Origin of the sequence: Bacteroides sp. (genome assembly GCA_036351255.1) — a bacterium.
Lineage (GTDB): Bacteria > Bacteroidota > Bacteroidia > Bacteroidales > UBA7960 > UBA7960.
Genome location: JAZBOS010000121.1, coordinates 1 through 10,661, shown reverse-complemented (window position 1 = coordinate 10,661; position 10,661 = coordinate 1). Strand labels below are relative to the sequence as shown.

The 10,661-nt window shown below is 46.4% G+C and carries 11 protein-coding genes and 2 tRNA genes; 6 read left to right on the top strand and 7 right to left on the bottom strand.

Features of this window, described 5'->3' with window-relative positions; translation table 11 throughout:
• The 3 genes from V2I46_12105 to V2I46_12095 all read left to right on the top strand — a co-directional run.
• On the top strand, window positions 1-494 hold a 494-nt coding region (locus tag V2I46_12105; protein ID MEE4178239.1), incomplete at its 5' end, for a CoA-binding protein.
• 24 nt (window positions 495-518) lie between these two features.
• A complete protein-coding gene (locus V2I46_12100) occupies window positions 519-1,067 on the top strand; it encodes a GNAT family protein (GenBank protein ID MEE4178238.1) in 549 nt (182 codons plus the stop codon).
• Window positions 1,068-1,141: 74 nt separating this feature from the next.
• Entirely contained in the window at window positions 1,142-1,705 is a 564-nt protein-coding gene (locus tag V2I46_12095; GenBank protein MEE4178237.1) for a DNA-3-methyladenine glycosylase I, read from the top strand.
• Between the two features lie 58 nt (window positions 1,706-1,763).
• Here V2I46_12095 and V2I46_12090 read toward each other — a convergent pair whose 3' ends face one another.
• The 7 genes from V2I46_12090 to V2I46_12060 form a co-directional block, all read right to left on the bottom strand.
• Complete coding sequence (locus tag V2I46_12090; protein MEE4178236.1) at window positions 1,764-2,678, bottom strand: DUF4382 domain-containing protein; 915 nt, start codon at window positions 2,676-2,678, stop codon at window positions 1,764-1,766.
• Window positions 2,679-2,765: 87 nt separating this feature from the next.
• Window positions 2,766-3,938 carry a hypothetical protein gene (locus tag V2I46_12085; protein MEE4178235.1) on the bottom strand — a complete coding sequence of 391 codons (1,173 nt, stop codon included), beginning with the start codon at window positions 3,936-3,938 and terminating at the stop codon, window positions 2,766-2,768.
• A gap of 16 nt (window positions 3,939-3,954) precedes the next feature.
• Complete coding sequence (locus V2I46_12080) at window positions 3,955-4,152, bottom strand: hypothetical protein (protein MEE4178234.1); 198 nt, start codon at window positions 4,150-4,152, stop codon at window positions 3,955-3,957.
• A gap of 20 nt (window positions 4,153-4,172) precedes the next feature.
• Window positions 4,173-4,742 (bottom strand): RNA polymerase sigma factor, encoded by a 570-nt coding sequence (locus V2I46_12075; GenBank protein MEE4178233.1) that lies wholly within the window; start codon window positions 4,740-4,742, stop codon window positions 4,173-4,175.
• A 3-nt stretch (window positions 4,743-4,745) separates the two neighbouring features.
• Window positions 4,746-5,465: a hypothetical protein gene (locus V2I46_12070; protein ID MEE4178232.1), complete on the bottom strand. Its 720-nt coding sequence runs from the start codon at window positions 5,463-5,465 to the stop codon at window positions 4,746-4,748.
• A 385-nt stretch (window positions 5,466-5,850) separates the two neighbouring features.
• Window positions 5,851-5,923: transfer RNA gene (locus V2I46_12065), tRNA-Gln, on the bottom strand.
• Window positions 5,924-5,968: 45 nt separating this feature from the next.
• Entirely contained in the window at window positions 5,969-7,663 is a 1,695-nt protein-coding gene (locus V2I46_12060; GenBank protein MEE4178231.1) for a glutamine--tRNA ligase/YqeY domain fusion protein, read from the bottom strand.
• Between the two features lie 107 nt (window positions 7,664-7,770).
• Here V2I46_12060 and folB point away from each other — a divergent pair, with 107 nt between their 5' ends.
• The 3 genes from folB (at window position 7,771) to V2I46_12045 (ending at window position 10,558) form a co-directional block, all read left to right on the top strand.
• Complete coding sequence (gene folB / locus V2I46_12055) at window positions 7,771-8,121, top strand: dihydroneopterin aldolase (protein MEE4178230.1); 351 nt, start codon at window positions 7,771-7,773, stop codon at window positions 8,119-8,121.
• Window positions 8,122-8,365: 244 nt separating this feature from the next.
• Window positions 8,366-8,436: transfer RNA gene (locus V2I46_12050), tRNA-Cys, on the top strand.
• Window positions 8,437-9,079: 643 nt separating this feature from the next.
• Window positions 9,080-10,558: a hypothetical protein gene (locus V2I46_12045; protein ID MEE4178229.1), complete on the top strand. Its 1,479-nt coding sequence runs from the start codon at window positions 9,080-9,082 to the stop codon at window positions 10,556-10,558.
• Window positions 10,559-10,661: the final 103 nt, after the last annotated feature.

Genomic DNA, 10,661 nt, shown 5'->3' with positions numbered 1-10,661 from the left:
TAATTTCCTCATTTCTTTTCAACCTTGAAAAACAAGTAAAAATGACTGAAAAACAGAAGATCGATGCCTTTCTGTCGCAGAGGCATATTGCCGTAGCAGGCTATTCGCGCGACCCCAAGAAATTTGGTGCCCAGGTTTATAATTTGCTGAAAACAAGGGGTTACCAGGTTTATGCAGTAAACCCTGCAGGAGGGGAAACCCCTGAAAAAGAAACCATCTTTTGCCGCATTGCTGACTTGCCCGACAATGTAAAAGCGGTGTGGATTGGAACCAAGCCTGAAGTGACTAATCAGCTTATCGGTGAAGCCCGCAATAAGGAAATCACCCACCTTTGGGTGCAGCAAATGGCCGGGAATGAAGAAACCCAGACTTTACTCGATGGCAGTGGGCTGACCGGTATTTCCAAACGTTGTATCTTTATGTACGCCAACCCATCCGGGTTTCATAAATTTCACCGGTGGCTGGCGGGGTTCTTTGGACAATTACCCAAATAATTTTAAAACAAAAGATCCTGGGCTATGAAAAATCTGCGTGTTTCTGAGGAGATTGAATTGCGTCCGGTAACCTTAAACGATGTGGAGGACATCTTTTGCACCATTGACCGCGAACGGAAATACCTCGGACGCTGGCTGCCTTTTGTTGAACATACAAGGAACAAAGAAGATTCGAGGCTGTTTATTCAGGGGGTGATGACCAGTTCGGATGGGCCTGCCGACATTGTTTACGTGATCCGTTATGAAGGCCTTTTTGCGGGACTGATTGGCCACAAGTTCACCGACAGGGCCAACCTGAAAACCGAGATAGGCTATTGGATCTCCGAACGTTTTCAAGGTAAGGGTATCATTACCCGTTCAGTGCGGGCTATGATTACGCAGGCTTTTGAAGTCTGGGGTTTTCATCGGATCCAGATCAATGTCGCCACCGGAAATAAACGCAGCAAACGCATTCCCAAAAAACTGGGCTTTACCTTTGAAGGCATTGCACGCGATGCAGAACTGCTTACCAGCGGATTTACTGATATTGAAACGTTTGCTTTGCTGAAAAACGAATGGAAGAATGCTTTATGAGGAATACGTTCTGTTTCTCCCGGAGAAAAAATCATCAATCACTCATCATTCATCAATCCAAAATCATCAATCCAATGCATCGTTGCCCCTGGTGTGGTAAAGACCCCCTATACGTTCAATATCACGATGAGGAATGGGGTTTGCCTGTTCACGATGATATCAGGCACTTTGAGTTCCTGGTGCTCGAATCCATGCAGGCTGGCCTTAGCTGGTATATTGTCCTGAAAAAACGCGAGAACTTTCGTAAGGCTTTTGCAGGCTTTGATCCTGTAAAGGTGGCTGCTTTTGATTCAGACATTATTGAAGCCCTTGTGCAGGATGCGGGTATCATTCGCAACCGTGCCAAGATTATGGCGGCAGTCAATAATGCAAAGCGTTTCCTTGAGGTCCGGGACGAATTTGGAAGCTTCGATCATTATATCTGGGGTTTCGTGAATCATAAGCCTGTAATAAACCATTGGCAGGATATTTCTCAGGTTCCAGCAAGTACGCCACTTTCCGATCGGTTGAGCAAGGATATGAAGCAAAGGGGCTTCAAGTTCCTGGGAACAACCGTGATTTATGCCCATTTGCAGGCCATTGGAATGGTGAATGATCATTTGGTGGACTGCTTTCGCTGGAAAGAAGTGCAGGGATAAAAAATGCGGGGGCAGCCGAAACTGCCCCCGCAAGGTTAACAGGCAAGGAGGAGGAAAATTATAAGGTATCTAAATCAATTTCTACTTCAGTTGTTTCCTGTTCAATGACTTGAACGTCTTCAACAAGACCAACTACGGCTTCGAATATGCCATCCACCTGGCTGACAATCACCAGGTCATATAATCCGGCTGGTAAGTAGCCAAGGAAAAATTTCAGTTCTTCATCCACTAATTCAACCAGATCGCTGGAAATGGCATTGGGGAACCTGGGGTTCTCATCCACTGGTTCAGCAGCTTCTGTTGCCTCATACAAGCCGTCACCATATACATAGACAACATAATCTTTGTCTTCTGCCGGGTTTAGAATGGTTCCATCAATATTCCCTGCACGGTCCTCAACAATCAGTCTGATGGTAGGTTTCAGGATGAATTTCCCTGAATTTCCTGCTACCACTACAGATTTTCTGACATCAAAGTCAGCGGTAACATACAAGTCTCCTGCTTCGGGAATGGTAAATCCGCCGATGGCTTTAAAACCGGTCTGGCTTCCGCTGGGGACAAAGAGGGGTTGCGTATTTTCCGGGTCTCCTCCAAATTCAAGGTAACATCCCGGATTGGGATGATTGCCGTTACCCTCTTCAGGGGCGTCAAGCATAAAACGGATCTGGTTATAGTCGCCGGGTTCCAAGTCAAAAATGCCCAAGGGGGCCGAAACACCATCGGTAAGGTCGAGCAAGTTGAAAGTTTGTGGTCCTTCAAATCCCTCTAAAACATGCCATTCGTCACCCTGATTATATTCAATTCCGGTGAAAGTAATAAAAACACCGGTGATGTCATATTCATCGATGGGTGCATCGGTAAGCGATAAATGGAGGGTTCCCTTGGTTCGCTCAGCATCCTTTTGACAGGATGAAAACATGAAAACTGAAATGCCTAAAAAGGCCAGTAAAAAAATTATGCTGTGTTTTTTCATAAATTGAGTTTTATTTTAAGGTTCAACAATAAAGGGGAGGTCTGTTTTTAAGACGTTTTAAAATGCCAAAAGGTTGGAATGGGTTTGTTAATTTATTTCATAATTGATTGAAAGGGAAAAAATAAAGGCTGCATTATGGGTGCGGTTCAGGTATTCAGGGATCTGCTGATTTCCTGAAAAGGCATTGGTCAGGCCGTATTTGGCATACAATCCGGTTCCAAGGAAAATGTTGTCTGAAACCGGTATGAAATATTCATAGCCGCCCACAAGCCCGAAATCCGTATTTGAATATTCATCCCTAACGATCAGGTTGTTTTGCCCAGCCACTTCACGCGCCTGAATCAGGGTGCCGGCATACCCTCCCAAGTGAATATAATGTGGTGAACCTGCCTTGCCCGGACGCACACTCAGCATCAGTGACAGGCTGCTGTAATCCAACTGCAAGCTGGTAGTCAGATATTGGCCCGAGAGATATTCCTTGTAGTTTTGCCTGCTTTCTGAAAGAACCATAAGATCGGCCTTTAGGCTGGCCCTGTTCGAAAGTGGTTTCATCAGTGTGAGGCCGAAGTTTTTTCCAAACGAAGCATTTGTGGCTGTCAGTTCCTGGCTCTGCAATCCCCTAAGAGTCTTTGGGCTCAGCAACCAGGTGTTGGCAAATTGCCCCAGGATTCCAATGCTGAAACTTCTGTCCAGGGGTTCCGGTTCAAGCGATGCCAGGAACTCTTGTTCAAGGGTTTGGGAGGGACTTAGAATATCTGAAAGCTGTTTGTTGGGTGGGGTTAATTCTTGTTTATCAAAAGGGGTAAGGTCAACAAGTTTCAGAGCGTCTGGAATGTCCTCATTTATGGTCCCCTCGGAGGCGAGATCAACGATAAGATTCCCTTTATCCAATTGTGATTGCGAAGGGGCAGGGTCCCTTTGTAAGGCAATGGTTTGGGGCTCAATTGACGCTTCTGCAGGAACGATATCCAAAGTTTCCACTACTTGTTCTTGTTGACCTAAAGTTGCAGGTGCAATGGTGCTGCCTTCCTTTTGGCTAAACCAAAAGAACCAGCTCGAAAAACCAAGTAACAGGGCAATGCCGGCAGCAGCAGCACGGTAAGACCAGATTGGGAACTTCCTTGTCTGCGCAAGCGAGTTGTCGAGCCTGGTCCATACCTTTTCCAGGTCCAGGTCATCCTGGATAGAGCTCCATAAGGCTTCCGGGGGATCTTCCCGGTTGGACTCAACCTCGTTCTTATACCATTTTTCGATGTCCATCAAACGGCCGATTTTGTTATTTCTCCATATTGTCGTCGTAATTTGACCAGTCTTCCTTTTCATTCATCCGGATGGCATTCAGTTGGCGCTTCATTTCCTTGTAACTCCTGATCATCCGCGATACAAACTGGCATTCTTCTGAGTTTAGAAGATATATTACGTCCTGGTTCTTTTCCAGGTTTTCAAGGAACTTTAATTCTTTATCGGTTAACATTTTCATCCTTTCATTTCGAATTATTGTTGTTGTGGGGAGCTTTCATTTTTTTCATTCTCCAACCATGATTTTAACAGCGACCTTGCCCTGTTGTACTGCGATTTGGAAGTCCCTTCGCTGATTTGAAGTTGCTCGGCAATTTCCTTGTGTGAAAAGCCTTCCAGTGCAAACAGGTTAAAGATTGCCCGCGCACCGTAAGGCAATTGTTTCACCAATTCCAGGATTTCCTTTGTAGCCAGGTAACTCTGGATTCCGGGAGCTTCCCCTGTTTGTGCTTCTTGCATTTCGTCGCTAATGTAATGATTCAGCCTTTGTTTCTTTCTCAAATGGTCAATTGCCGTATGCGTTATCACTTTCCTGATCCAGCCTTCCAGTGAGCCTTCCAGCTTAAACTGGCCAATGGTCTTGAAGATTTTCAGGAAGCCATCGTGGAGCATATCCTGGGCAAGGTCTCTTTCACCGGCATAGCTCAGGCATATGCCATACATCTTGCGTGAATACCTTCGGTATAAAATCTCCTGGTATTTACGCTCATTATGCTGGCAACCCTTTATGATCTCCTCCTCTTTATAAAGGTCAACCTGCTTCAAACTCTATTCAATAATAACTTCCAGCGACTGGCTTAATCTGTTTGCTATTACATTAAAAATCGGACTGTTCATGTCCTGGTTAATTACAATCATTTCTGTTCCGCTGGGATTGGAAATCTCAGCAGAAACCAATAATCCTATGTTGACCAGCCGGAATAATTTTTCAGCATCGATCAACACACTGGCAGTAGAGGTCTCATCCTTTTTCAGGACAATATCATCCCCTTCCGAACTTTGGGCAATGGTGCTGATAGGCTCAGGGTATTGGTACTCAAAGCGCACCTGCTTCTCTCCAAATTGAGGAAGATTGGCCTCCCCGGTCATTACCAAAGGCAGATGGCCAGGGGCGCCCAGGTGGAAAATGAACTCCATGCGCTCATATATCCCCTGCGGTATGTCAAATTGGACATACTGGTTTGAAATTCCCTCCCCCAGGTTGGCAATGATGGGTGGATCAAAATCGGCCGTGAAGAATACATCGTTGGCATTCTCCCGCCTGCCTTCAAAATCGATACGGTTTATGATAAGGGTCCCTTCATCGATGGACAGGTAAACCATACCATCATTAGCTCCGGTTGCTGGCGCATCCTTTAAGTTATCTTCCGCACTAAAGGGTACCATTCCAAAGTTTAAATTTACTTTGGCGGGAAACGTGCTGGGATCTTTCCCGCATGTGGAAAAAATCAGCAAGGGAAGGAAAAGAAAGAGTAAATTTCTCTTCATAGAATTCAGTGTTTTGACTTGGTTAATGGGTTCAAGGAAGCCTTAATTATTTATAAGACGTATTTCGGCTTCAAAAAGTTGGAATCAACTCCAACTAAAATTAAGAAAAGATTCGACAGGGGCTGGCTTTAATTTTTCTTATTTTCAGGTCATGAGAAGAGTAAATGGTTTTGAGTATTAACTGGGACCAGGATCGGATCGATTTTCAGAAAGGAAGATTTGAAAAGGCGCAAATATGATATAAATAAAATGGCTCCTGAGGATTAGTCTTCAATAATCGAAGGGAAATGACCTTAAATCAGGCTGAGCCCAAAGCTATCAATTGCCAAAGCAAAAAAAAACCCGCTTATGCTTTTCAGTCATAAACGGTTTTAAATCAGGGTAGTTGTCCTGCCAGGGGTCGAACCTGGACTCTTCTGATTCAGAGTCAGACGTGTTGCCAATTACACCACAGGACAATGGAGGTGCAAAAGTATTAATTTTTCAGACGCTATTATTAATTTTTACTTGTTTTTTTTGACGTTTACCCACGATTCGCGTAAGGGTACTGTACGGTTAAAAACCAGCTTACCTATCTTTGTATCGGAATCTACGACAAAATATCCCGTCCTTTCAAACTGGAATCGCTGGCCAGGGCTTGCTTCTTTTACCGAAGGCTCAATGAAAGCCTTCACCACCTTCAGCGAGTCAGGGTTCAGGTGCACCCGAAAATCTTGCCCTTCCTCAACTTCTTCCGGTTCTGGCACGCTGAACAGCCGGTCGTAAAGCCTTACCTCTGCTTCCACAGCATGTTCGGGGCAAATCCAATGAAGGGTGCCTTTCACTTTTTTGTCGCTGGGCAATCCGCTCTTGGTTTCGGGAAAGTAGGTGCAATGGATTTCACTCACCTCGCCCTGTTCATCCTTCACAACATGATCGCAGCGGATAATGTAAGCCGATTTCAGGCGGACTTCAGCCCCGGGTGCCAAACGAAAAAACTTCTTGGGCGGATCTTCCATGAAGTCCTCCCGTTCTATTACCAGGTTTCTGCTAAAAGGCAACATGCGATGGCCACTGTCGGGGTCTTCAGGATTGGTGACAGCCGGCAGTTCTTCAAATTGTCCTTCGGGGTAATTGTCAATGATGAGTTTTACAGGATTGAAAACGGCCATGGCGCGCGGAGCATTCTTATTGAGGTCCTCGCGGATGCAGTGTTCCAGCAGCCCCACTTCAATCACGTTCTCGCGTTTGGCCACACCCACCCGGTCGGCAAACATGCGGATGCTGGCAGGGGTATATCCCCGCCTGCGCAAGCCACTGATGGTAGGCATCCTTGGATCGTCCCAACCATTTACAAGACCTTCCTGCACCAGCGACAGCAGCTTCCGCTTACTCATCACGGTGTAACTCAGGTTCAGACGAGCGAACTCAATCTGTCGAGGCTTCAGCCTGGGAAGGTCAAGCTCATTGAGAAACCATTCATACAAAGGCCGGTGCACCTCAAACTCGAGGGTGCAGATGCTGTGGGTGATGCCTTCAATGTAGTCGCTCTGCCCGTGGGCCCAGTCATACATCGGGTAGATGCACCAGTCGTTGCCGGTGCGATGGTGATGAGCGTGCATGATGCGATACATCACCGGGTCGCGCATATGCATATTGGGGGAACCCATATCGATCTTTGCCCTCAGCACGTGGCTGCCATCGGGAAACTCACCTTTGCGCATACGCTCCAGCAGGTCGAGGTTCTCCTCAACGCTGCGGTCCCGCCAGGGACTTTCCTTGCCTGGGATGGCGGGCGTGCCCCGGTTGGCACTAATCTCTTCGGCCGTCATGTTGCAAACGTATGCTTTCCCTTTTTTTACTAGGTGTACGGCAAATTCATACAACTGCTCAAAATAATCCGAAGCAAAATATTCGCGGTCTTCCCAGTCGAAGCCCAGCCAGCGAACATCGGCCTTGATGCTGTCAACATATTCCTGTTCTTCCTTGGTGGGGTTGGTATCATCGAACCGCAGGTTGCATTGGCCATTAAATTTCTGGGCCAGCCCAAAGTTGAGACAGATGCTCTTGGCGTGGCCAATGTGCAGGTATCCATTGGGTTCCGGGGGGAAGCGGGTATGCACCTTGCCACCGGTAGTATTGTTTTCAAGATCTTTAGTGATGATCTGCTCCAGGAAATTTAAAGAGGCTTTGGGTTCGGGCGCGGTATTTTCCGTCATGGGAAATAGTTTTATCAAAGATTTTTACACAAACTGCAAAATTAAAAATAAGCGAGAACTTAAGGAGAGGTTTTTATACTTTTGTAGAAACACTTAAAAGAATTTATATGGGAAAGATCATTCTGGAGCAAATGGAATTCTATGCTTATCACGGGTGTTTCCATGAAGAGCAAATCATTGGCAATCCGTTTATCGTGCACCTTGAACTGGAAGCCAGCACCATTGCTGCCGAAACTTCAGATAAACTTGAAGATGCCATCAATTACCAGGAGGTATACAACCTGGTCAGGCAGGAGATGGAAATAAAAAGCCATTTGCTGGAACACGTTGCCCGCCGGATCATAGATGCCGTCACCGATGCCTATCCTTCCATTATTGGCATCAAGGTGCGCATCTCGAAAATGAATCCGCCCATCGGACGGAAGATGCACGCAGTGAGTGTAGAACTCTCGAGATGACGACATTGATTTGTGCAAAACCAACATTTGCCTGTCTTACAGAAAATCGCTTCAGAGGGTTTATCAGGCCCGTTGCTGGCGCTGGAATTAATGTCTGAGTCCTGAAAAGTGCTTGTGCTTAAGCAAAAAATACGCCGATGACCCCTGCGAAGATTGTCTGTCGAAGCTTGCCACATCAAAATCGATGAAATAATTTTGCAAAGAGTATAATTTCCATTATTTTTGCGCCGTAAAAACCCCAAAGGGTCTCGTGGCCGAGTGGCTAGGCAGAGGTCTGCAAAACCTCGTACAGCGGTTCGAATCCGCTCGAGACCTCACTAAAACTCAAAAGGCTGTCTCCATTCACCGTGGCAGCCTTTTTCCTTTTCCCCTGGCACAAAAGCCCCGAAACTCCTGCGCTTCGCCCTGGTCCCATTACTGGTTTTCTTATTGTTTTTCACATCACCAATCCCAAGGGTGACCCTTTTCGTACCTTACCTGACCCATAGTTTAAACGTAGTTGACACGTAGATAACACGTAGTTTAGACGTGTAAAAACGTTTAAACTACGTCTGAACTACGTTTAAACTACGTCTTAACTACGTTTGAACTCTGAGTCTGGACAGGCTCCCGTATGGTCAGCATAGGTTCCCGGAATGAAATTCATTTTGAATCGTCTGGATGGGTCATCGGGACCCGGGCATCCATTTCATTTTTGAAAGTGGCCTTTGGGTCCTACTCAAAAAGAAAGCCTGCTTTTTAGGGTAATAATCGCTGGCAGCCTGAAAAGCAGGTTTTTGGTTTGATATTTCTTGCTGCTTCCTTAAATTTAATTTATCCTTCAGCAATTAAAAAAATTGTTTTTTTGTCCAAAAATTTCGTATGTTTGTAATGGATAATTAGTTTTTCAAAAGTTTTGCCGGGCAGTCTTCCCTGGGGATAGGATAGAGGAATTGCCCGGGATTTAAATATTATTACTATGAAGAAAATCAGTACTTTGTTAGTGCTTTTAATGGCATTGATGTTTTCCTGCGAGAAAGACGCTGATCCGAAAGATCAAAACACTTTCCCGGATGGAAGGATCACCAGGAAAAACCAGGTGATACCATTGGTTCCTGCCGACCCGTTGAAAACGGCACAGCTTACCGACATTGGATATATTTTCACCCTGATTGCCGAAGTGGATGCTCCGGTTGTTGCTGAACAAACCGTTCAGGCCACCCATGTGGAGCTTGCAGGTGATCTGGCCCTGGTGTCTTATAATATGCGGGGGGCTGAGTATCTGGGGGCGCTCGACATCATTGATGTAGCTGACCCTTATAATCCCGTTATCCTGAAAACAATTGAATTCCCTGAAAGGGATGTCAACACCGTGGGCTGGAAAAATGGGATGATTGTCCTTGCAGGCCAGGATGCAGAGGGGGCTTACTATGGTTTCCTGGACCCGGCCCTTGAAGAGCCGGTGCTGGAGCTTCATCGCCTGCCTTCGTATTCAGCCATCAGCCTGGTGGTAAAGGACGACCTAACCTATGTGGTCAGCGGAAGGAGCCTTGGGGGTCTGACTGTTGTTGATACGGAAGGGCAGGAGGCTTTTTTCGAATATCCTGATGCACGTTCTGTTGCCGTCAGCAATGAGGTTTACACCCTCACCAAGGAGAATATTTATGTCATGGGCGGGGAAAGCATTGCCATTGACCCCGATTTTATCCAGGATTTTTCAAAGGCGGAGCTGGATGTTTCTGATGAATATCTGTTCGCAGCGCTGAACCGGGGCGGGGCCCACGTATACCATATTGGCGACCTTTCGCTGGCGCAATCCTTCGACAGGCCAGCCATCCCGGAGGGGAAGGAACCCGAGGATTATGTTACCAACAGCGTGTCCTTTAACGACCCCCTGCTTTTCCTGGGGAATGGGGCAGCTGGCATTGCAGTCAGCAAAAAAATGGCAGATCCTTTGAAAGACCTCCCCATTTTCATTGAATACGGCTATTTTGATTTTGGAGGCCCGCTTTCAACCAACTTTGTGAAGTCAAGGGGCAATTTTGTCTTTGTGGCCACCGGCCTGGGCGGATTAAAGATCCTGACCATTGAGGAAGAAGAATGCAACTGGACGGCCGAAACGGCTTTTGCCGGATCGGATGCCGGCGGGGGCGAAGCCTGGTGGTATTATTTTGACAATACTGGCGATGGGGTACATCCCATCTATGCCGGGCAACAGCTGATTGAAGAGGCTTATGTGCAATATGCCGATGGGGTATTGACCATTGAACTAGGCCCCAATATGGAGTTGCAGGATGTGGAGGAAGCCGTAAAAATTCAGGGTTACAACGAAGGTGAATTGCCCACCGAAAGACCTTCTGCTGGATTATTCACAACCTATAAGGGCAATGACCTGGTGATTGAACTGGAATATTTTCCGTATTACGTGATCCATTTGTCTGTTATGGTTTGTAACTGATCAAAATAAATACTGGGACCTGTCGGGGGTGTATCCGATTTGAAAACCGCCCGGGGCAGGCTTTCATGAAAGTAAGGGACCCGCTGAAACAAACTTTGATTTG

Bases quoted from the DNA above. Each gene is read 5' to 3' on its own strand.
- V2I46_12100 (MEE4178238.1), top strand. From the start codon at position 519: ATGAAAAATCTGCGTGTTTCTGAGGAGATTGAATTGCGTCCGGTAACC.
- V2I46_12095 (MEE4178237.1), top strand. From the start codon at position 1,142: ATGCATCGTTGCCCCTGGTGTGGTAAAGACCCCCTATACGTTCAATAT.
- V2I46_12090 (MEE4178236.1), bottom strand. From the start codon at position 2,678: ATGAAAAAACACAGCATAATTTTTTTACTGGCCTTTTTAGGCATTTCA.
- V2I46_12085 (MEE4178235.1), bottom strand. From the start codon at position 3,938: ATGGACATCGAAAAATGGTATAAGAACGAGGTTGAGTCCAACCGGGAA.
- V2I46_12080 (MEE4178234.1), bottom strand. From the start codon at position 4,152: ATGTTAACCGATAAAGAATTAAAGTTCCTTGAAAACCTGGAAAAGAAC.
- V2I46_12070 (MEE4178232.1), bottom strand. From the start codon at position 5,465: ATGAAGAGAAATTTACTCTTTCTTTTCCTTCCCTTGCTGATTTTTTCC.
- V2I46_12060 (MEE4178231.1), bottom strand. From the start codon at position 7,663: ATGACGGAAAATACCGCGCCCGAACCCAAAGCCTCTTTAAATTTCCTG.
- folB (MEE4178230.1), top strand. From the start codon at position 7,771: ATGGGAAAGATCATTCTGGAGCAAATGGAATTCTATGCTTATCACGGG.
- V2I46_12045 (MEE4178229.1), top strand. From the start codon at position 9,080: ATGAAGAAAATCAGTACTTTGTTAGTGCTTTTAATGGCATTGATGTTT.